We start from the raw sequence: 21,332 nt of genomic DNA, 5'->3' as shown, positions 1-21,332 counted from the left end.
AAACCTTCCTCGGGGAATTCGTCGGGGGATTCATCATGCAATGCCGGGATTCTACACCATGGGATCATGGGGAGGCTGAATCCCCCTGCCGATAAAGGGTTTACCGGGGTCGCTCCCACGTCAAGGCTGCAACTGAAGTATCATTTCTCCCATGAAAACCCCCGAACTCCTCGCCCCCGCCGGCACCCTGAAGAACCTGCGCTATGCCCTGGCCTATGGCGCCGATGCGGTATACGCCGGCCTGCCCCGCTACTCCCTGCGGGTGCGCAACAACGACTTTTCCACCCTGGAACGACTGCAGACCGGGATCGAGGCCACCCACGCCGCGGGCCGCCGATTTTTCCTGGCCGCCAATATTGCCGCCCACCCCACCAAGGTGCAGACCTTCCTCAAGGATCTGACCCCGGTGGTGGCCCTGGCACCGGATGCGCTGATCATGTCGGACCCGGGCCTGATCCTGATGGTCCTTGAAACCTGGCCGGAGATCCCGGTGCACCTATCGGTGCAGGCCAATACGGTGAACCAGGCCTCGGTACGCTTCTGGCAGGGGCTGGGCCTGTCCCGGGTGATCCTGTCCCGGGAGCTGTCCCTGGAGGAGATCAGCCGCATCCGTCAGGACTGCCCGGACATGGAGCTGGAGGTGATGGTGCACGGAGCCATGTGCATCGCCTATTCCGGGCGCTGCCTGCTGTCGGGCTACTTCAATCACCGGGATGCCAATCAGGGAGCCTGCACCAATTCCTGTCGGTGGCGCTACCGCCTGCACCCCGCCCGGACCGATGACACCGGCGACCTGCTGCCGATGGAGGAAGCCGCCGGGGGACGTCATCCACGGGCGAACGAGGCATTCCTGCTGGAGGAAGGGGAACGGCCCGGACAGTTCATGCCGGTGGAGGAGGATGAGCACGGCACCTACATTCTCAATTCCATGGACCTGCGGGCGGTGGAGCATGTGCGGCGACTGACGGAGATCGGGGTGGACGCGCTGAAGATCGAGGGCCGGACCAAATCCCACTACTACGCCGCCCGCGCCACCCAGGTGTATCGCCGTGCCATCGACGATGCGGCGGCGGGCCGGGACTTCGATCCGCGACTGCTGGATCACCTGGAGGGGCTGGCCAACCGGGGCTATACCGACGGCTTCCTCACCCGCAACAAGGACCGCACCGCACAGAATTATGAACGGGGACACTCGGAATCCGCCCGCCAGCTGTTCGTGGGAGAGATCCTGGGCTTTGATCCCGACACCGGGCTGGCGGAGATCGAGGTAAAGAACAAGTTTGCGGTGGGAGATCGCCTGGAGGTGATGACCCCGGCGGGCAGCCGCGAACTGGTCCTGGAAGCCCTGTTCAGCCTTGCGGGAGAGGCAATGGCGGAGGCGCCGGGCGCGGGCTACCGGGTCCGGATCCCCCTGTCCGAGGGGGATTACCACCTGGGTCTGGTGGTACGGTACATGGACTCGCGGACCTCTCAAACACCTTGCGACGCCTCCTCCTCTCAACCCTGATCCTGCTGGCCGCGGGACTGGCCGGCCCGGCCCTGGCCCTGGACGGTCTGCGCCTGGGCATCGGAGACATTCAGGGTGACGGCTGGTCCATGGCAGGCGTCACCCTGGACCTGAGCCTGGGGCAGCGGGACACCCTGGATCTCCAGGTGGAGCGACTCCGGCTCCCGGAACCCCTGGGGGCACTGCGGCAGGTCCGGCTGCAGTGCCGGGGAGGCGGGCTGGACAACATCACCCTGGATTGCCCGCAATTGCAGGTCACATGGCGACACCCGGCATTGGGATATGGCAGCGGTACGGGCCGCATGGCCCTGCGCCTGGACGGTCGGCTGGATCTGGATCTGGCCCTTGAACTGGAACGGATGGACGGGCTTCGAGTACGCCTCTTGCTGGGTCCGGGACACTGGCAGGCGACGGCAACCCTTCAGGCCCTGCCCGTGGCGGAGTTGCCGGGTCTGCTCGCGGCCCTGTCCTCGCCCGCACCAGATATTCCCCTGGACGACCTTATGCTGCAGGGCTTCCTATCCGGCCACCTGCAGGCCACCGGTGGTGACGACGGCCTGGGGCATCTTTCATCCCGACTGTCCTGGCGCTCCGGCGCCTTCAGCGCCGCCGACGGCACCCTGGCGGGAGAAGACCTGGCCATGGACCTGGCCATGGAAGCCCGACAGCAGGCCGGTGGCTGGCAGGGCCGGCTGGATCTGACCTGGTCCGAGGGAGGCAGCTACATCCACCCGGTCTATGCCGAGTCCTCGCCCGAGGCCCCCGGCCGGGTGGGACTGACTTTCAACGGCTCACCGCAACGTGGCGAACTGCGGGTGGAGCAGCTGGATCTGACCTGGGGGGAGGCCCTGCAGGTGGTGGGCAGACTGCATCTGGACACCCGGCGGGATCCACCCCTTCGGGAGGCCGACCTGATCCTGAGCCGGGGGCGTCTGCCGGTCCTGTACGAAACCTTTCTCCAACCCTTTCTCCACGGCACGGTGCTGGAAGACCTGGAAACCCTGGGACTGGTCTCGGCCCGGCTGCAGGTCCGGGAGGGCGAGCTGTCCCAGGCGGCACTGACCGCCGTGGACGTCTACCTGGACGACCGACTGGGACGCCTGGGCCTCTACGGCCTGGACGGTCGCTTCCTGTGGAGCGCGGCACAGATCCCACCCGCCAGCAGCCTGGGCTTTGTGGGCGGACACGTCTATCGCATCCCCCTGGGCAATACCCGCCTGCGACTGCAACTGGAACAGGACGGCCTGCGACTGCTGGAGCCGGCCCGGATTCCGATCCTGGACGGCGCGCTGGAAGTGGAGACACTCAGGGCGCAGGCCCTCTCCACCGATGACCCGGTGATGGAATTCGATGGCCGGATCACCCCCATTGCCATGGAGCTGCTGGCCGCTGCGGTGGACCGCCCCCTGTTCACCGGCACCCTGGCCGGGGTCATCCCCCGGGTGCGCTACCAGGGGGGCGAACTGAGCGTCGGCGGACGACTGCTGATCCATGCCTTCGACGGCCTGATCATGATGCGCAACCTGCGCCTGCAAGACCCCTTCGGCGTGGCACCGGTACTCTCCGGCGACCTGGACATCAGCCACCTGGATCTGGCCGCCATCACCGGCACCTTTGCCTTCGGCAGGATCGAGGGGCGACTGCAGGGCCACGTGCATGACCTGGTGCTGGTGAACTGGGAACCGGTCCGTTTCGATGCCGCCCTCCACACCCCCCTGGAGGGTCATTTCCGGCGCCGCATCAGCCAACGGGCGGTGGATAATCTGGTGAGTCTGGGCGGCGGCGTGGGCGGGGCGCTGGGCACCGGCTTCCTGCGCTTCTTCGAGTCCTTCTCCTACCGCCAACTGGGCCTGTCCTGCCGCCTGCGCGGGGATGTATGCGAGATGAGCGGGGTGGCGCCGGCGCCCATGGGAGGGTATTTCATCGTCCAGGGATCGGGACTGCCCCGGATCCAGGTGGTCGGCTTCACCCGCCAGGTGGCCTGGCGGGATCTGGTGCACCGGCTGGTCAGCGCGGTGCAGTCCGGGGAGTTCTCGACGGGTGAGGACGATTGAACATTTCCCCGAGGCTCAGCGATACCTGATCCGGTACCAGACCATGCCCAGATACTCGTGCAGGGCAAAGCGGGTGCGTTCCAGGGCAGCCGCCTGGGGAATCAGGCCCCGTCCGTCAAACCCCTCCGTCGACCGCGGGTCCGGACGGCGGGAATAGGTCGGCATGGCGGATACGGTCAACCCGGTCTGCTCGAAGCACCAGCGCGCCCGGGGCACATGCACCGCGTGGGTGACCAGGACAGCGTGCCCGATGCCTTCGGCCAGCAGCAGTTCGGCACTGAACAGGGCGTTTTCACAGGTATTACGGCTTCGATCCTCCACCCAGCGCACGGGCACGTCCCATTCCCCGGTGAGCACCTGCTGTATCAGCTCTGCCTCGCTCAGGGGTTCTTCACCCCCCACCCGCCCACCGCTGACCAGGATCGGCAGACCGGTCTGTCGATGCACCCAGGCACCATACCTGGCCCGTTCCAGGGAAAAGTGGTTCACCGTGTCGGCGCCGTATTCCGGGGCATCCGCTCGCCTTCCACCGGCCAGGATGACGACGGCACCGGCCTCATCCGGTGCGGCCTGCACGGCACGGGCCCGATCTTCAAGGGCACCGGTGAGCGCATGGGACACCATCGGCAGCGAGGCCAGATAAAGTAACAGCAGGCCCAGCACCACCAGGGTCCGCCCCATCCACGCTCGCCAAAACAACACCCCCGTCAGCACGAGCAGCAGGGGGCTTGCAGGCGGCATCAGCAAGAGTTCCAGGGCCATGCGTCTCTCCACGGACTTGGCAGGCAATCGGGCCGACGACCGGCAACATGCCCGCTTCGGCAGCGGCCTCCGGACACGGTATGATCAACACGGCATTCTACAGAAAAGGAGACCTTGCCCATGACCGCCCTCGATCCCGGTCGGCGTCGCGCCCTCAAGGCCCTGATGGTCGCCGCCCTCGTGCCCGCCCTTGCCGGCCTGCCCGGTCCGGCCGCCGCGGGCCGGACACCCCGGGTCGGACTGGCGCTGGGCAGCGGCGGCGCCCGGGGCCTGTCCCATGTGCTCATCTTCGAAGTGCTGGAGGAACTGGGCGTGGTCCCGCACCGCATCGCCGGTTCCAGCATCGGCGCCATCATGGGGGCGCTCTACGCGGCGGGCCTGTCGTCCCGGGATATCCATGATGCCATCGACACCCTCACGGTGGCCCATGACGAATCCTGGTTCGACTCCCTGCTGAACCGGGAATGGACCCGCTGGATCAAGTTCCTGGAACCCTTCGGTGCCAAGGGCGGACTGATGAAGTCGGACGCCTTCATCAAGTTCCTCAAGGATACCGCCGGCGTGAGCCGTTTCGAGGAACTCCAGATCCCCCTGCAGGTGGTGGCCACCGACTTTTGGGAACGGCGCATGGCGATCTTCGACAGCGGTGATCTCTGGCCCGCCGTCCAGGGCAGCATGGCCATGCCCGGGCTGTTCAGCCCGGTCACCGTGGGCGACAGGGTGCTGGTGGACGGCGGCCTCACCAACCCCGTGCCCTATGATCTGTTGCTGGAGGATTGCGACATCACCATCGCCGTGGACGTGCTGGGTACACGGGAGCCGAACAACGGTAATGGCGGCGTCAACGGTGCGGGCAACGGCAACCCGTCCTACTTCGACAACAGCTTCAACACCTTCCAGATCATGCAGTTCTCGATCCTGGAAGAAAAACTCAGGCGGGTCCGACCGGACATCCTGATCCGCCCAAAGATCAGCAATGTGCGGGTATTGGAGTTCTACCGTTTCGAGACCATTTTCGAACAGTCCCGGCCGGCGGCGGAACAACTGCACAAGGAGTTGAAGGCGCTGCTCGGGAAACACTGAACAGCAGCGGACCACCATGACCTCCCGACTCCCGATCCGTTATGATCAGGAGCCCCGAACCACGGATTGCCATTGATCAAATCATGACCCCAGAACAGGTACAAGCGCTCATCGCCGCCGGGCTGCCCGACGCCCAAGTCACCGTCAGCGGCCAGGAAGGCCATTTCGAGGCCGTGGTCATCTGCGAATCCTTCGCCGGACTCAGCCGCCTCAAGCGGGAACAGAGGGTCAACGCCACTGTCAGGCGGGAGATCACCAGCGGTGCCCTGCACGCCCTGTCCATTCGCCCCATGACCCCGGAGGAATGGGCGCAAAAGCACCCGAACGCCTGATTTTTCATCGACCGCCGATAAACTTACGGAACCCCCCATGAAATTCGAGACCCAGGCCATTCACGCCGGCTTCAGCCCTGACCCCACCACCAAGGCCGTGGCGGTGCCCATCTACCAGACCACGTCCTATGCCTTCGACGACACCCAGCATGGGGCCGACCTGTTCGACCTGAAGGTGGCGGGCAACATCTACACCCGCATCATGAACCCCACCACGGACGTGCTGGAAAAACGCCTGGCCGCCCTGGAAGGCGGCGTGGGCGCCCTGGCCCTGGCCTCGGGCATGGCCGCCGTCACCTACGCCATCATGACCATCGCCGAGGCGGGACATAACATCGTCACCACCAGTACCCTCTACGGCGGCACCTACAACCTGTTCGCCCACACCCTGCCCCGTTACGGCATCGAAGTTCGCTTCGCCGCCCCCGGCGATCTGGACGGCATGCGCGCCCTGATCGACGACAACACCCGGGCGGTGTTCTGCGAATCCGTCGGCAATCCGGCCGGTAACGTGGCGGACCTGCAAGCCCTGGCGGACATGGCTCACGCCCATGGCATCCCACTGATCGTGGACAATACCGTGCCCACCCCCTACCTGTGCCGTCCCTTCGAGCACGGTGCCGACATCGTGGTGCACGCCCTCACCAAATACATGGGCGGACATGGCACCACCGTGGCCGGGGCCATCGTCGATTCGGGCAACTTCCCCTGGGCGGAGCACAAGGACCGCTTCATTCGCCTGTGCGAACCGGACCGGTCCTACCATGGCGTGGTCTACACCGAGGCCTTCGGTGCCGCCGCCTACATCGGCCGCGCCCGGGTCGTACCCCTGCGCAACATGGGTGCCGTCCTATCCCCGTTCAACAGCTTCCTGATCCTGCAGGGTATCGAGACCCTGGCGGTGCGCATGGACCGGCACTGCGAGAATGCCATGACGGTGGCCCGCTTCCTCAAGGATCACCCAAGTGTGAGCTGGGTGCGCTTTGCCGGTCTGGAAGACCACCCCGATCACGCCCTGGCACAAAAGTACATGGACGGCCGCGCCGCCAGCATCCTGTCCTTCGGCATCAAGGGCGGTCGCGAAGCCGGTGCCCGCTTCATCGACGCCCTGAACCTGGCCGTGCGCCTGGTGAACATCGGCGACACCAAGACCCTGGCCTGCCACCCGGCCACCACCACCCATCGCCAGCTGTCGCCGGAAGAGCTGCAAAAGGCCGGTGTTTCCGAGGACATGGTCAGGCTTTCCATTGGCATCGAACACGTGGATGATATCCTTGTAGACCTGGACCAGGCCCTGGCGGCCGCCGGCTGAATGCGGCTACCGGCCCGGTCCGCGTCCAATCCGCCAGCAGGAATCACGTCACCATGGCAGCCAGCACCGATGCCCCCCGCTTCGAGGATCTCGTTCCCGTCAACGAGCTTTCAGAGGCCGGGCGCAACCAGCTCAGGATCCATCTGCGCAAGGGGGTCCTGCGCGCCGGCAACAAGCTCAGCCCCGGCCATGACGCGGCGGACCTGGTGTACCTGCTGTCCGGTCGCTTGAGCCTGGTGTCCCGCGGCGTGCCCGAGGAGGTGCGCGGCGGGATGGTGCGGGCCTGCCAGCCCCTGTTCTCCGACCGCCACCAGGGGGAATTTGCCGTGGCGGAAACCGACTGCATTCTCCTGCGCATCAACCGGCAGGTCTTCACGGCCCTGCTGAGCCGGGAACGCACCGCCGGCGTCGAGGTGGTGGACGTGGACGTGGACGAGACCCAGAGCTCCATCTTCCGGGATCTCTACCAGGCCACGCTCAATGGCCGCCTGGAGTTGCCGCCGATGCCCGAAGTGGCCATGCGCATCCAGCGCATGGCCCAGGATCCGGACGTGGGGGTCAGCGAGATCACTCAGGTGATCCAGACCGATCCGGTGGTGGCGGGCGCCATCATGCACGCCACCAACAGCCCCCTGTTCCGGGCTGGCAAACCCATCAACAACATCCGCGACGCGGTCATACGACTGGGCTTCAATGCCACCCAGAAACTGGCGTTCAACATTGCCATGCGGCAGGCCTTCCAGGCCCGTTCTCCCAGAACCCGCCAACACATGCGTGAACTATGGGACCGCAGCGTCGATATCTCCGCGATTGCCTATGTGCTGGGCAGACACCTCAAGGGTTTCGACCCGGACCGGGCCCAGCTGGCGGGCCTGATGCACGAGATCGGCACCATCCCGATCCTGAACTATCTGGACCGTCACGAGATCCATCTCAATGATGAACAACTGGAACACACCATCACCAAGCTGCGCGGCATGACCGGCGTCATGGTACTGAACTACTGGGGCATGGACCCTGAACTGGTAAGCGTCGCGGAACACGCGGGCAATTGGCAGCGGGAACACCCAAACCCCGGCGACTACTGCGACCTGGTAATCGTGTCACGGCTGCTCAGCGGACGGGATGCCGGCACCGACGCGGGATTACCCCCTCTCGACCAGGTTCCCGCCTTCCGAAAACTGGATCTGGGTCCGCTCGACGATGACATGAGCCTGGGATTGCTCAAGGAGACCGAACAGGAAATCGCCGCCCTCAGGAACATACTCCATGGCTGACAGCATCTCCGCAGATACACTGACCGGCCTGCAGCCACTGCAGGAACTGGGCGAACAGTCCCGAGGCAGTCTGGCCAGCAAGGCCACCGTGAGAACCCTCAAACCAGGCACCCGGATCACGGCCGCGGAAGAGAACCGCTGGATGCTTTATGTCCTGGCGGGACGCATCACCTTCGTGGCCAATGACAAGCCGATGGTGATCGAGGCTGGCAGCCCGAGGGCGCATCACCCCCTGTTCAGCGGGAAAAACCTGCAGGAGTTTGCCGTGTGCGCCACCCCGGCGCAGATCCTGTACATTGATCGCAACATGTACGAATCCCTTAACCAACAGCAACGGGACGCAAACTTCGAGGTGGAAGAAACCCTCCTCAGCCCCACCGAGAGCGCCCTTTTCGCCAGGATCTACCAGCATATCGTCACCGGGCACCTGGATCTGCCAGCCATGCCGGAGGTGGCCGTCAAGATTCAGGGCGCGATCAGCGCTCCCGATGCGGATGCCTACCGGCTGTCGCGGATCATCCAGATGGATCTGGCCGTCACCGGCGGCATGGTGAAAGCCGCCAACAGCGCGCTCTACGGCGGGGCAAGCCCGGTCAGTAGCGTACGGGACGCCATCGTCAGATTGGGTTTTGACGTCACCCGGCAGTTGGTGATCAGCATCGCCATGAAGCAGGTCTTCAACACGAACGTACCCACCTTGAAAAAGCGCATGCGGGAATTGTGGAACCGCAGCGTGCATGTCTCTGCCCTGAGTTATATCCTGGCCCGTCACAGTCAACGCTTCGATCCGGAGCATGCCATGCTTGCCGGCCTGCTCTATCAGGTCGGCATGGTCCCCCTGCTGGATCATATCGGGCGTCGTTACAGCGACATCCCGGAAACCGAGATGGACAGCATCCTCGCTCGCCTGCATCCGGTGGTGGGGGAACTGGTGATCAATTACTGGGGCCTCGGACCGGACATCTGCCAGGTGGTGCGGGAGTGTGGCGATCTGGACCGCAACGGCCACCGTGCCCCGGATTACTGCGATGTGGTGCTGGTCGCCGACCTCTACCGCCGGACCCATGACCGCAACGACGCCCATACGCTGAGTTATCACCAGGTACCCGCCTACGAAAAGCTGGGGCTTCCCGAGCCCGACGACGAGTTGAAGATCAACATCATCAGTGAGGCCGAGGAAGAAATCCGCGAGGTCATGGACCTTCTCAAGGGCGTCAGCGCGGCCTGAGGCCCCATTGTCCGTCGCGCGCCCATCCCAGCCCTACAGGACATCTCATGAGCCATATCCCCCAGCGCCCGGTTCAGGGTGAAAAGCTGCGCGCCGCCGACAAGGTGGCCCGCATCCCGGTCAAGGTGGCCCCCACCGTGCAAGTCCAGCGCAAGCCGCCGTGGATTCGCGCCAGGGCCCAGGGCAGCCCGGAGGTTCAACGCCTCAAGCGGGTGCTGCGGGACAGCCACCTGCATACCGTCTGCGAGGAAGCGGCCTGCCCCAACCTGGGGGAGTGTTTCGGCCACGGCACCGCCACTTTCATCATCATGGGTGACATCTGCACCCGGCGCTGCCCTTTTTGCGATGTGGCACACGGCCGCCCCAACCCCCTGGATCCGGAAGAACCTGTGAACCTGGCCCGCACGGTGCAGGCCATGGGTCTGCGCTACGTGGTCATCACCTCTGTGGACCGGGACGACCTGCGGGACGGCGGCGCCGCCCATTTCGTCGACTGCATCCGCGAGACCCGCGCCCTGTGCCCCGAGATCCGCATCGAGATCCTGGTGCCGGACTTTCGCGGTCGTATGGAGATCGCCCTGGAGATCCTGGATCAGGCCCCGCCGGACGTCTTCAACCACAACATGGAGACCGTTCCACGACTGTATCGGCAGGCCCGTCCCGGCGCCGACTATGCCTGGTCCCTGGCCCTGCTCAAGGCCTTCAAGGCCCGACACCCGGACATCCCCACCAAGTCCGGACTCATGCTGGGGCTGGGTGAAACGTCGGCGGAAGTGGAAGCCGCGCTCAGGGACCTTAGGGACCATGACTGCGAGATGCTGACCCTGGGCCAGTACCTGCAACCTTCCCGGCACCATCTGCCGGTGAGCCGGTTCGTCACCCCGGAGGAATTCGAGCGTCTGGCCCAGGTGGCCTACGGGCTGGGCTTCTCTCAGGTGGCCAGCGGCCCCATGGTGCGCTCCTCCTACCATGCGGACCAGCAGGCAGCCGCCTATGGCCTGGACGCCGGCGCCCGGGAACCCGCCGGTCATGGATGACTCGATCCTGCTGCGCTACAGTCGCCAGATCCTGTTGCCCCAGGTGGGCTACGAGGGTCAGGAACGGCTGGGGCAATCCCATGCCCTGATCATCGGCCTGGGGGGGCTGGGCAGTCCCGTGGCCCTGTACCTGGCCGCCGCCGGCGTGGGCCGGCTCACCCTGGTGGACTTCGACCGGGTGGATCTGTCCAACCTGCAGCGCCAGATCATCCATCGTACCGACCGCATCGGTCGGCCCAAAGTGGACTCGGCCGAGGAATCCATTGCCGGGATCAATCCCCTCGTGCGGGTAACCTGCATCGACCAGGCCCTGACAGGGGACGCCCTGGCCCAGGCCATGGCCGATGTGGACGTGGTGCTGGACTGTTCCGACAACTTCGCCACCCGCTTTGCGGTCAACCGGGCCTGCGTGGCCACGGGCACCCCCCTGGTATCGGCGGCGGTGATCCGGCTGGAGGGGCAGCTGTCGGTATTCGAGCCCCGGGTGGCGGACAGCCCTTGCTACCAGTGTCTCTATGGGGAAGGCGATGAAACCGCTGAGACCTGCAGCCGCAACGGGGTTCTGGCCAGTCTACCGGGGGTGATGGGGTCGCTGCAGGCCACCGAGGCCCTGAAGCTGCTGCTGGGCCTGCCCACGGTTCGGGGACGTCTGCTGCTGCTGGATGCCCTGGCAATGGAATGGCGCAGTATCCGGGTAAAAAAAGACCCCGACTGCACCGTCTGCAGCGGGGGTGGGTGAGGGGCAGCCCTGGCTTGCCCTCGCCCCGGCCCCTCCCCCTTGGGGAGAGGGGCCTGAGCAGTGTCAGGACAGCTTCTGCTTGAGCAGATCGTTCACCTGCGCGGGGTTGGCCTTGCCGCCGGTGCGCTTCATCACCTGACCGACAAAGAAGCCGAACAGCTTGTCCTTGCCGCTGCGGTACTGCTCCAGCTGGGAGGGATTGTCGGCAATCACCTGATCGATCACCTGCTCGATGGCACCGGTATCGGTGATCTGCTTGAGCCCCTTGCGCTCGATCACCTGATCCGCATCGCCTTCACCGGCCCACATGGCCTCGAAGACCTCCTTGGCGATCTTGCCGGAGATGGTGTTGTCCTGGATGCGTCGCAGTAGTCCTCCCAGGGCCTCGGCGGAGACGGGGCTATCGGTGATCTCCCGGCCTTCCCGGTTGAGGGCGCCGGTCAGCTCCCCCATCACCCAGTTGGCCGCCAGCTTGGCCTGACCTTCCACGGCGACCGCTACCTGTTCGAAGTATTCAGCCATTTCCCGGCTGGCGGTAAGTACGCCGGCATCATAGGAGGACAGGCCGTGATCGCTCATGAAACGGTGCTTCTTCTCGTCCGGTAGCTCCGGCAGGGAACCCCGGACCTGTTCGATGAAGGCGGGCTCGATGTCCAGGGGCAACAGATCGGGATCCGGGAAATAGCGATAGTCGTTGGCCTCTTCCTTGGAACGCATGGAGCGGGTTTCCCCCTTGTCCGGGTCGAACAGGCGAGTCTCCTGCACCACCGCGCCACCGCCTTCCAGGATGTCGATCTGACGCTCCACCTCGAAGTGAATGGCCCGTTCCAGGAACCGGAAGGAGTTGAGGTTCTTGATCTCGGTCCGGGTGCCGAACTTCTCGGTACCCTTGCGGCGCACGGACACATTGGCGTCGCAACGGAAGGAGCCTTCCTGCATGTTGCCGTCACAGATCTCCAGATAACGCACCAGGGCGTGGATCTTCTTCATGTAGGCCACCGCTTCGCGGGCGGAGCGCATGTCCGGCTCGGAGACGATCTCCAGCAAGGGGGTGCCGGCACGGTTCAGGTCCACCCCGGTCATGCCGTGGTAATCCTCGTGCAGACTCTTGCCCGCGTCTTCTTCCAGGTGAGCCCGGGTGACACCGATGGTACGGGTCTCGCCGTCTTCCAGCTCGATTTCCACCTGCCCACGCCCCACCACGGGCAGCTCATACTGGGAGATCTGATACCCCTTGGGCAGGTCCGGATAGAAGTAATTCTTGCGGGCGAAGATCGAGCGGGGCGCAATGGGCGCACCGATGGCCAGGCCGAACTTGACGGCCATGCGCACCGCTTCCCGGTTCAGCACCGGCAGCACGCCGGGCAGCCCCAGGTCCACCGCGCAGGCCTGGGTGTTGGGCTCGGCGCCGTAGGCGGTGGAGGCGCCGGAAAAGATCTTGGATTTCGTGGACAGCTGGGCGTGGATTTCCAGCCCGATGACCGTTTCCCATTCCATCATTATCAGACCCCAGGTCTAAACAGTTATTCAAAGCCCGCGGGGGCCATCTGATGCCATTCGGTGCCCAACTGGTACTGGTGGGCCACTCCCAGCAGGCGAGCCTCGTCGAAATAGTTGCCGATCAGCTGCATGCCCACGGGCAGTCCCTCCGAAAAACCGGCGGGTAGGGACATGGCCGGCAGCCCGGCCAGATTGACCGCGATGGTGTAGACGTCCGACAGATACATGGTCACCGGGTCGGCGGTCTTCTCGCCCAGACGGAAGGCCGTGGTCGGGGTGGTGGGCGCCAGGATCACATCCACCTGCTCGAAGGCCTGGCGAAAATCGTCGGCGATCAGGCGGCGGATCTTCTGGGCCTTGAGGTAATAGGCATCAAAATACCCGGCCGAAAGGGCATAGGTACCCACCATGATGCGGCGCTGCACCTCGGGTCCGAAGCCTTCCCCCCGGGAGCGCATGTAGAGGTCCATCAGGTCCTTGGGGTCCTCGCAGCGGTAACCGTAGCGAACGCCGTCAAAACGCGCCAGGTTGGAGGAACACTCCGCCGGCGCCACCACATAGTAAACCGGCACCGACAGACCGGAATGGGGCAACGCCACCTCGACGAACTCGGCCCCCAGCTTCTTGTAGAAATCAATGGCCTCATCGATCACCCGGGCCACGCCCGGATCCATGCCCTCGCCGAAGAACTCCCGCGGCAGGCCGATCCTCAGGCCCTTGAGGGTGGTATTGAGGCGGGCATTGAAGTCTTCAGCCGGGCGCTCCAGGCTGGTGGAATCCCGCTCGTCGAAACCGGCCATGACGTTGAGCATCAGGCCGCAATCCTCGGCGGTACGGGCCATGGGGCCGCCCTGGTCCAGACTGGAGGCAAAGGCGATCATGCCCCAGCGGGAGACCCGTCCGTAGGTGGGCTTGAGGCCGGTAATACCGGTCAGGGCCGCCGGCTGGCGGATGGAGCCGCCGGTATCGGTCCCCGTCGCCCCCGGGGCGAGGCGGGCCGCCACCGCGGCGGCGGAACCCCCGGAGGAGCCACCGGGCACCCGCTGGGTGTCCCAGGGATTGTTCACCGGACCATAGTCACTGGTCTCGTTGGAAGACCCCATGGCGAACTCGTCCATATTGGTCTTGCCCAGCACCGGGCAGCCGACGGCCTTGAAGCGCTCCACCACCCCCGCATCGTAGGGGGAGATGAAGTTGTCCAGCATGCGGGAGGCGCAGGAGGTGCGTACGCCTTCGGTGCAGAAGATGTCCTTGTGAACGATGGGCACGCCGGTCAGCGGCCCGGCCTCGCCTCTGGCGCGGGCGGCGTCGGCGGCCCGGGCCGTCTCAAGGGCCTGCTCCGCGGTGACGGTGATCAGGCTGTTGAGACGATTGTCCAGGGATTCGATGCGCCGCAGAAAGTGCTCGGTGAGTTCAACACTGGACACTTCGCCGTCCCCGAGGGCGGCGGCAAGTTCAGCGAGGGTCTTGTCGTGCATGGGAAATTCCGTGTTTGAAGGCCGTTGTGCAGGTCAGGCTGGCCGCGGCGGGCGACCGTCCCTGATCATTCTATGACCCTGGGTACCAGGTAGAGGCCGTCCTCCACCGCCGGGGCGATACGCTGGAAATGGGCCCGCCGGTCCGGCTCGGTGGGCGCGTCGGCACGCAGGCGCTGGGACAGTTCCAGGGGATGGGCCATCGGCTCCACGCCCTCGGTATCCACGCCTTCCATCTGCTCCACGAAGTCAAGGATGTCCGACAGGGTGCGGGCGTAGGTGTCCAGGTCCTCTTCCCGCACGTTCAGACGTGCCAGGTGGGCGATCTTCTTGACCTGTTCTTGTGACAGGGACATGGCGCGCTCCGGAATGTGTCCGATATTCATTGTGAAGCCGATTAAAGTAGCATAGTCCATGCCTTGCCCAAAGCCTCCCCCGGTTGCTAGAGTAGCGCCTTTCGCAGGCGACGCCCAAAAACCATCATGCTCAGCCGCATACTCGGTCTCCTTTCCAACGACATCTCCATTGATCTTGGTACCGCCAACACGCTGATCTACATGCGCGGCAAGGGTATCGTGCTCAATGAGCCATCCGTCGTGGCCATCCGTCAGGACCGTGGTCCCGGCGGCCCCCGCTCCATCGAGGCAGTGGGCTCGTCCGCCAAGAAGATGATCGGTCGGACGCCGGAGAACATCCAGGCCATCCGCCCGATGAAGGACGGCGTCATCGCCGACTTCACCACCACCGAGAAGATGCTGCAGCACTTCATCCGCAAGGTGCACAGCAACCATCTGTTCCGGCCCAGCCCCCGCGTACTGGTGTGCGTGCCCTGCGGCGCCACCCAGGTGGAGCGACGCGCCATCCGCGAGTCCGCCGCCGGCGCCGGTGCCCGCAAGGTCTACCTGATGGAAGAACCCATGGCCGCCGCCGTGGGCGCGGGCATCCCGGTGGACGAGGCTCGCGGCGCCATGGTGCTGGACATCGGCGGCGGGACCTCCGAAGTGGCCGTGCTGTCCCTCAACGGCATTGTCTATTCCGCCTCCGTGCGCATCGGCGGGGACACCTTCGATGACGCCATCATTTCCTATGTGCGTCGCAACTACGGCATCCTCATCGGCGAGGCCACCGCCGAGCGCATCAAGCACGAGATCGGCTCCGCCTACCCGGGCAAGGAACTGCTGGAAATCGAGGTCAAGGGCCGCAACCTGGCCGAGGGCGTGCCCCGGGCATTCACCCTCAACAGCAACGAGATCCTCGAATCCCTGCAGGAACCCCTGCACGGCATCGTCAGTGCCGTGCGCACGGCCCTGGAACAGACCCCGCCGGAACTGGGTTCCGACGTGGCGGAAAGGGGCATCGTGCTCACCGGCGGCGGCGCCCTGCTGCGGGATCTGGACCGCCTGCTGATGGAGGAGACCGGCATCCCCGTGGTGGTGGCCGACGACCCGCTCACCTGTGTCGCCCGCGGCGGCGGCAAGGTGCTGGAGATGCTGGACGAACACGGTGCCGATTTCCTGTCCATCGAATAGTCCCGACACCCGGCGCCGCCACTCCCCCTTCACCCGGCGGACCCTGACGGGTCCGTCCCGTCGCACCCCATGGATTCATTGCCGCAGGAGGGCCTGCTATCAAACAGCCGCTCTTCAACCTGGGGCCGTCTCCCGCTTTTCGGCTGGCACTGTGTGTGATCCTGTCCCTGGTGATCATGACCCTGGATCATCGCCACGACCACCTGCAGCAGGCCAGGACCACCCTCGCCCTGCTGGTGTATCCCGTGCAGTATCTGGCAGACCTGCCGGTGCGGGCCGGTGACTGGATACGGGAACAGTTCTCCACCCACCAGACCCTGATCGCCGAAAACCGCGCCCTGCGCGAAGAACAGTTCCGGATGCGCAGCCTGCTGCTGCGCTTCGAAGCCCTGGAAACGGAGAATGCCCGGCTACGGGAACTGCTCGACACTTCCACGCGCCTGCGGGAGGAAGTGGTGATCGCGGAACTGCTGTCCGTGGATCTGGACCCCTTCCGACAGCAGGTTCTGGTCAACAAGGGGCATTTTCACGGCGTCTACGCGGGCCAGCCCCTGATCAATGCCGCCGGCGTGGTGGGGCAGATCCTGGAAGTCAACGCCCTGCACAGTGTCGCCCTGCTGATCTCCGATCCCAGCCACGCCCTGCCCGTCCAGGTCAACCGCACCGGCCTGCGCACACTGGCGGTCGGCACCGGCAATCCCGAACGCCTGTCGCTGCGCTTCATCCCCCCCAGCGAGGACATCGAGCCCGGCGACATCATCAGCACCTCGGGGCTGGGCGGACGTTTCCCCGCCGACTATCCGGTGGCGCGGGTCGTCCGGGTCGAACGCCCTTCCGGCGAACCCTTCGCCGTGGTGGAGGCGAGGCCGATGGCCAGACTGGACCGCTCCCGGGAGGTGCTGCTGCTGTGGCCCGCCGACGGGGAGCGCCGGAGCGGGACGACCTCGCCCGCTGACACGGACACCCCGGCAGCCACGGAGGAGGACCATGGATAAAGTCCGCGGCCTGCTGTTGGTCATCCCCCTGACCCTCCTTGCAGCCTTTGTGCTGACCATCCTGCCGCTGCCGGACTGGGCCATCCACTGGCGTCCGGAATGGGTGGCCATGACGGTCATCTACTGGAACATGGCTCTGCCGCGACGGGTGGGCGTGGGTACCGCCTGGCTCCTCGGCCTGCTGCTGGACGTGACCAAGGGCGCTCTGCTGGGTCAGCACGCCTTGGCCATGGCGCTGATCGCCTGGATCAGCATCCGCCTGCATCAGCGAATCCGGGTCTACCCCCTGTGGCAGCAGGCCATCACCGTCGGCGCCCTGCTGGCCCTGTTCAAGCTGATGGTGCTATGGGTCTACGGCATCACCGGACATGCGCCGGGCACCTGGCTGTACTGGGCCCCGCTGGCCGCCAGCATCCTGCTGTGGCCGCTGATTTTCGTGCTCCTGCGACGGATACGTCGCCGCTGGTGCCTGAGCCTGGCCTGAGTGCCCCGGGTCAACCCGACCGCATCCGCTCCAGTTGTTCACGAAAGTCATCACAGGGATCGGTGATGCGCAGCCTCGGCGTGAACCAGACCCAGTGATGGACCTGGGGCGTGGCGGAGGCATAGTCGGCCATCGACGCCGCCTCTTCCCTCACCTCCACAAAGGCAAGACTCAGCACCGTCCGCTCCGGGGCCTGCCGATGCAGATAGAGGGGCACCCCATGGTCCAGCCGGACATGACCACTGCCGGCAATGAGAATGGCCGGCCGCCCCGCCACGGCCGCCATGCGCCGGGCCATGTAGGCATCCCGGGCGCGCTGGGCGTTGACCATGCCCGCCGCCCGGGTCTCGGGCAGATAACCACAGTGTGCATCCAGGATGCGTCGGGTCAGGGTCGACAGGGCCTCATCGGGCAGAGGCGCATCCAACCCCAGATCCGCCAGGGCCTCATCCAGCACCTGGAAGCCCTCGCGGGCTACCGCCAGGGCGGCACTACCGGAGAGATTCCCGGCGATGATCGGCAGCCCATGGTTCAGGGCATGCTGCACCAGCGCCCGGTACTCGTCCCAGGGCCATTGCCGCCCCATCACCCCGGCCCGCTCCGCCAGCCCATCCGCGTCACGCCCTCCCTCGGCCCGATAGGCATCGATGGCCGGCTGATCCTCCAGGTCGAAGATCTCGAACACCAGGGCCGGCTTGCGATCCGTCATCGCCTCCACCAGGGTCAGCTGCAGGCGGTGGTGATCCGGATTGCCGTGGACTTCTCCCAGCAGCAGGAAATCCGCCCGTCGCAGATCGTCGATCAGGTCCGCGCCGTCATCACCGAGTGAATCATGATGGGACCAGCGCTGCCCCACCAGCGGGTGATCCTGAAGATGGGGCGCCAGCCACGGCTGTCCGGACCAAGCCGGCAAGGGCAGGATCAGGGCAATCAGAAGCAGGCCGTGGAACGACGATCGATACAAAGACATGGGCAGGATCCTTGTGCAACCGAAGGGAGGGTCGTGGTGTCAACGGTATACTATTGCCCCGAAGGCCCGCCAGGCCAAACCCACAGACCGGAGCCAACACCCGCCTCCGGCAGGAGACCGTGACCCATCCATGGACCATGCACGCTTTATCGACACCCCAGAGGCCCTCGAAGCCCTTTGCCGCGATCTGGAATCCTGCGCCTGGCTTGCCCTGGACACGGAGTTTATCCGCGAAAAGACCTACTATCCCCAGCTCTGCCTGATCCAGGTCGCCACTCCCGACCTGGTGGCCTGCATCGACCCGCTGGCCCTGGAAGACCTGGCACCGCTTGACCGGCTGCTTCGACGGCCCGATCTGCTCAAGGTCCTGCACGCCGCGGGACAGGATCTGGAGATCTTCTACCATCGGGACGGTACCGTGCCCGCGCCGATATTCGATACCCAGGTGGCCGCCTCCCTGCTGGGTCATGGTGATCAGATCGGTTACGGCAAGCTGATCCAGGCCGTGCTGGGGGTGGAACTGGAAAAGGGCCATTCCCGCACCGACTGGGCACGTCGTCCACTGGACCCCGAGCAACTGACCTATGCGGCGGATGACGTCCGCTATCTGGCCCAGGCCTACCCCCTGATCCGTGACGCCCTGGAACGCAGTGGCCGCCTGACCTGGCTGGAAGAGGATTTTCGACGTCTCGCCGACCCGACCGGCTACGAGCCGGCCCCCGACGCCATGTGGCGCCGCCTGAAGGGCATCAACACCCTGCGCGGCATCCAGCTGGCAATCGCCCGGGAACTGGCCCGCTGGCGCGAGCAGGAGGCCATGCGGGCAGACCGGCCTCGCCGCTGGCTGCTGCAGGACGAAGTGATCCTGGATCTGGCTCGCCGCAAGCCCTCCACCCCGGCAGATCTGGAACGCATCCGGGGACTGCAGGAACAGACTCTGCGCCGGCACGGCCAGACCCTGCTGGATCTGGTACGCACGGGCCTTTCCTGCCCGCAAGAGGCATGGCCCGTATTGCCGCCCCGGGTCCAGCTGTCACCGACCCAGGAGGCCTTGGCGGACGTGGCCATGGGACTGCTGCGCCATCAGGCCCAGCAGAACGATATCAGCCCGGCGGCCATTGCCACCCGCAAGGATGTGGAAAGCCTGGTCGCCGGCAATGTCGACTGCGCCCTGCTCAAGGGCTGGCGCGCCCGCCTGGCGGGCAGGACCCTGCAGCAATGGTTGCAGGGAGAACGCGCCATGCGGGTGGAGTCGGGACAATTGCACCTGGATTGACCCAGTGCGCGTGTTCCGCGGGTGATCTATACATGCCAGGCGCGTTAGACTGGCGGTTCATTCATAAAGAGTCAGAGGATCGGCCTCATGCAGATCGGCAGCAACAAGGTAGTCAGCATCGCGTACACGCTTACCGACGAAGAGGGCCGCGTGATCGACCAGTCATCTGAACAGGCGCCCTTCGCCTATCTCCACGGTGCCAGCAACATCATTCCCGGGCTGGAAAAGGCCTTGGAAGGAAAGCAGGCCGGTGATGAACTGGAAGTGAAAGTGGCCCCCGAACAGGCCTACGGAGAGCGGGACGACAGCCTTGTTCACACCCTCAACCGCAGTCAGTTCCAGGGGGTGGATGAGCTGGAGGTGGGGATGCAGTTCCATGCCGGCGGTGACAATGGCGGCATGCAGGTGGTCACCATCACCGCCATCGACGGGGACGACGTGGTCATCGATGCCAATCATCCACTGGCCGGCGTCACCCTGAACTTCCAGGTGAAGATCCATGAGGTACGGGACGCCACCCCGGAAGAGCTGGACCACGGCCATGCCCATGGCCCCGGTGCCGCCAACGATCACTGAATGATGGACACCAAGGGCGCAGGGAGGCGCCCTTGGTACTTCGCGGGGAGAGATGTTCTAAGGCATGGGAAGAACGGCCCTGCCCGACGAAAGTCAGAGGCGTGTCATTGGATGATTGCCGGTACCAATCAAGAGGACAGCCAGAGCGAACGGGCTAAAAAAAAAGAGCTGGGACCCTCATGCAAGGATCCCAGCTCTAGCAGGGACAGAACTTAGGCGTCGATGGTCACATTGACGGCCTGCAGGCCCTTGGGACCCTGCTGAACCTGGTAGTTGACCTTCTGGCCTTCAGCCAGGGTCTTGAAGCCATCGGAGTTGATGGCAGAGTAATGCACGAACACGTCGGCACCACCGTCTGCAGGGGCGATAAAGCCAAAACCCTTCGTTTCATTGAACCACTTAACAGTACCGGTAGACATTGACTAAACCTCAATCTGATCTTTCAAGTTAACTACAGCTCCATGCAGCGGTTCCCGTGCCGACGTTAAACGGACAACCTGCACCACCACACAGGAGCCAGTCTATCCGCTTAGTGGCTCACATGCTATAGCGTTATGCATGCCCAACCCCGCCCGAGCCGGAAAAGCCCCTTGGAGAAAATGGGATTTTTTCCATTGCATCAAATCGTTGCCGAAATCAGGGCTGATCCGAAATACCTCCCGTGAAGGGCAAAAAAAATGCGCCGACGGCGATCTCAAGCCCTGGGAAGGCCCTTGCGGGCACCCGTGACCGGGTGCCCGACAGTGCCGGGCCTCAGGCGGCGGCGTAGATTCCCCGTCCGGTGTTGCGCAGGCGGCCGTTGCGCTTGAGGTAAGCCAGGGTCTGGCTGATGTTACGGGTTTCGACGCCCTGGGAAGCCAGTCGACTCTTCAATTCCTTGGTGCTCATCTCACCCTGCTCATTGATGATCTCAACCACCATGCGACTGAGATTGGCATTGCCGTTGCCGGCGCCTGCACCGCCCTTGGCGGAAGCCTTGCGGCGTGACGCGGTACGACCGCCCAGGGCCTTGATTTCCTTGTCGATGGCGGCCAGCTCGGCGGCCTGGCGGGCCACCACTTCCTTGCGCCGGACCTGCAGGGCTTCCAGCTGTTCGCGCCGGGCCTTGGCTTCACGCTCCTTCTCCTGCTCCTCCCGCTGACGGGCCAGCACATAGAGCTCTTCGGCAGACATGCTGTCCAGGATATTATTCATTC

General features: G+C 64.9%; 21 protein-coding genes. 14 read left to right on the top strand and 7 right to left on the bottom strand.

Annotated elements, in window-relative coordinates; all coding sequences use genetic code 11:
* The first annotated feature begins 151 nt into the window (after nt 1-151).
* The gene (yegQ, locus tag ECTPHS_RS09115) at nt 152-1,507 is read left to right on the top strand and encodes a tRNA 5-hydroxyuridine modification protein YegQ (RefSeq protein ID WP_008932447.1); all 1,356 of its coding nucleotides are present in this window, start codon (nt 152-154) and stop codon (nt 1,505-1,507) included.
* A complete protein-coding gene (locus ECTPHS_RS14795) occupies nt 1,480-3,561 on the top strand; it encodes a hypothetical protein (protein ID WP_008932446.1) in 2,082 nt (693 codons plus the stop codon). The genes yegQ and ECTPHS_RS14795 overlap by 28 nt, the downstream gene beginning before the upstream one ends.
* Nucleotides 3,562-3,576: 15 nt before the next feature.
* Here the strand turns inward: ECTPHS_RS14795 and ECTPHS_RS09105 are convergent, their stop codons facing one another.
* Nucleotides 3,577-4,323, bottom strand: coding sequence for a YdcF family protein (locus tag ECTPHS_RS09105; RefSeq protein ID WP_008932445.1), 747 nt, complete (start codon nt 4,321-4,323; stop codon nt 3,577-3,579).
* Nucleotides 4,324-4,443: 120 nt separating this feature from the next.
* Between ECTPHS_RS09105 and ECTPHS_RS09100 the strand changes: the two genes are divergently transcribed.
* From ECTPHS_RS09100 to ECTPHS_RS09070, 7 genes are all read left to right on the top strand, one after another.
* Nucleotides 4,444-5,406: a patatin-like phospholipase family protein gene (locus tag ECTPHS_RS09100; protein ID WP_008932444.1), complete on the top strand. Its 963-nt coding sequence runs from the start codon at nt 4,444-4,446 to the stop codon at nt 5,404-5,406.
* Between the two features lie 83 nt (nt 5,407-5,489).
* Nucleotides 5,490-5,738, top strand: coding sequence for a BolA family protein (locus tag ECTPHS_RS09095; RefSeq protein ID WP_040405667.1), 249 nt, complete (start codon nt 5,490-5,492; stop codon nt 5,736-5,738).
* A gap of 37 nt (nt 5,739-5,775) precedes the next feature.
* On the top strand, nt 5,776-7,050 hold the full coding sequence (locus tag ECTPHS_RS09090; RefSeq protein WP_008932442.1) for a bifunctional O-acetylhomoserine aminocarboxypropyltransferase/cysteine synthase: 1,275 nt from the start codon (nt 5,776-5,778) through the stop codon (nt 7,048-7,050).
* A gap of 53 nt (nt 7,051-7,103) precedes the next feature.
* A complete protein-coding gene (locus ECTPHS_RS09085) occupies nt 7,104-8,327 on the top strand; it encodes an HDOD domain-containing protein (RefSeq protein ID WP_008932441.1) in 1,224 nt (407 codons plus the stop codon).
* Entirely contained in the window at nt 8,320-9,555 is a 1,236-nt protein-coding gene (locus ECTPHS_RS09080; protein ID WP_008932440.1) for an HDOD domain-containing protein, read from the top strand. The genes ECTPHS_RS09085 and ECTPHS_RS09080 overlap by 8 nt, the downstream gene beginning before the upstream one ends.
* 47 nt (nt 9,556-9,602) lie before the next feature.
* Nucleotides 9,603-10,592, top strand: coding sequence for a lipoyl synthase (lipA, locus tag ECTPHS_RS09075; RefSeq protein WP_008932439.1), 990 nt, complete (start codon nt 9,603-9,605; stop codon nt 10,590-10,592).
* Nucleotides 10,585-11,331 carry a molybdopterin-synthase adenylyltransferase MoeB gene (locus ECTPHS_RS09070; RefSeq protein WP_008932438.1) on the top strand — a complete coding sequence of 249 codons (747 nt, stop codon included), beginning with the start codon at nt 10,585-10,587 and terminating at the stop codon, nt 11,329-11,331. Before lipA ends, ECTPHS_RS09070 begins: the two co-directional genes overlap by 8 nt.
* A gap of 63 nt (nt 11,332-11,394) precedes the next feature.
* Here the strand turns inward: ECTPHS_RS09070 and gatB are convergent, their stop codons facing one another.
* From gatB to gatC, 3 genes are all read right to left on the bottom strand, one after another.
* Entirely contained in the window at nt 11,395-12,828 is a 1,434-nt protein-coding gene (gene gatB, locus ECTPHS_RS09065; RefSeq protein WP_008932437.1) for an Asp-tRNA(Asn)/Glu-tRNA(Gln) amidotransferase subunit GatB, read from the bottom strand.
* 26 nt (nt 12,829-12,854) lie between these two features.
* Nucleotides 12,855-14,309, bottom strand: coding sequence for an Asp-tRNA(Asn)/Glu-tRNA(Gln) amidotransferase subunit GatA (gene gatA / locus ECTPHS_RS09060; RefSeq protein WP_008932436.1), 1,455 nt, complete (start codon nt 14,307-14,309; stop codon nt 12,855-12,857).
* A 65-nt stretch (nt 14,310-14,374) separates the two neighbouring features.
* On the bottom strand, nt 14,375-14,662 hold the full coding sequence (gatC, locus tag ECTPHS_RS09055) for an Asp-tRNA(Asn)/Glu-tRNA(Gln) amidotransferase subunit GatC (RefSeq protein WP_008932435.1): 288 nt from the start codon (nt 14,660-14,662) through the stop codon (nt 14,375-14,377).
* Between the two features lie 126 nt (nt 14,663-14,788).
* Between gatC and ECTPHS_RS09050 the strand changes: the two genes are divergently transcribed.
* The 3 genes from ECTPHS_RS09050 to mreD all read left to right on the top strand — a co-directional run bounded on the left by ECTPHS_RS09050 (nt 14,789) and on the right by mreD (nt 17,314).
* Nucleotides 14,789-15,835 carry a rod shape-determining protein gene (locus tag ECTPHS_RS09050; protein WP_008932434.1) on the top strand — a complete coding sequence of 349 codons (1,047 nt, stop codon included), beginning with the start codon at nt 14,789-14,791 and terminating at the stop codon, nt 15,833-15,835.
* 77 nt (nt 15,836-15,912) lie between these two features.
* The gene (mreC, locus tag ECTPHS_RS09045; protein WP_083838817.1) at nt 15,913-16,830 is read left to right on the top strand and encodes a rod shape-determining protein MreC; all 918 of its coding nucleotides are present in this window, start codon (nt 15,913-15,915) and stop codon (nt 16,828-16,830) included.
* Nucleotides 16,823-17,314 (top strand): rod shape-determining protein MreD, encoded by a 492-nt coding sequence (gene mreD, locus ECTPHS_RS09040; protein WP_008932432.1) that lies wholly within the window; start codon nt 16,823-16,825, stop codon nt 17,312-17,314. The genes mreC and mreD overlap by 8 nt, the downstream gene beginning before the upstream one ends.
* Nucleotides 17,315-17,324: 10 nt before the next feature.
* On the opposite strand, the gene ECTPHS_RS09035 is transcribed toward mreD, so the two are convergent.
* A complete protein-coding gene (locus ECTPHS_RS09035; RefSeq protein WP_008932431.1) occupies nt 17,325-18,284 on the bottom strand; it encodes a ChaN family lipoprotein in 960 nt (319 codons plus the stop codon).
* Nucleotides 18,285-18,414: 130 nt separating this feature from the next.
* Here ECTPHS_RS09035 and rnd point away from each other — a divergent pair, with 130 nt between their 5' ends.
* Together rnd and ECTPHS_RS09025 are read left to right on the top strand one after the other, a co-directional pair.
* Nucleotides 18,415-19,560, top strand: coding sequence for a ribonuclease D (gene rnd / locus ECTPHS_RS09030; RefSeq protein ID WP_008932430.1), 1,146 nt, complete (start codon nt 18,415-18,417; stop codon nt 19,558-19,560).
* 87 nt (nt 19,561-19,647) lie between these two features.
* A complete protein-coding gene (locus ECTPHS_RS09025; RefSeq protein ID WP_008932429.1) occupies nt 19,648-20,136 on the top strand; it encodes a peptidylprolyl isomerase in 489 nt (162 codons plus the stop codon).
* Between the two features lie 212 nt (nt 20,137-20,348).
* Here ECTPHS_RS09025 and ECTPHS_RS09020 read toward each other — a convergent pair whose 3' ends face one another.
* Together ECTPHS_RS09020 and ECTPHS_RS09015 are read right to left on the bottom strand one after the other, a co-directional pair.
* On the bottom strand, nt 20,349-20,555 hold the full coding sequence (locus tag ECTPHS_RS09020) for a cold-shock protein (RefSeq protein ID WP_008932428.1): 207 nt from the start codon (nt 20,553-20,555) through the stop codon (nt 20,349-20,351).
* A 334-nt stretch (nt 20,556-20,889) separates the two neighbouring features.
* The gene (locus ECTPHS_RS09015) at nt 20,890-21,330 is read right to left on the bottom strand and encodes a hypothetical protein (protein WP_008932427.1); all 441 of its coding nucleotides are present in this window, start codon (nt 21,328-21,330) and stop codon (nt 20,890-20,892) included.
* Nucleotides 21,331-21,332 lie beyond the last annotated feature (2 nt).

Origin of the sequence: Ectothiorhodospira sp. PHS-1, assembly GCF_000225005.1 — a bacterium.
Lineage (GTDB): Bacteria > Pseudomonadota > Gammaproteobacteria > Ectothiorhodospirales > Ectothiorhodospiraceae > Ectothiorhodospira.
Note: the sequence above shows the minus strand (reverse complement) of the source record. Positions and strands in the feature narration are given on the sequence as shown.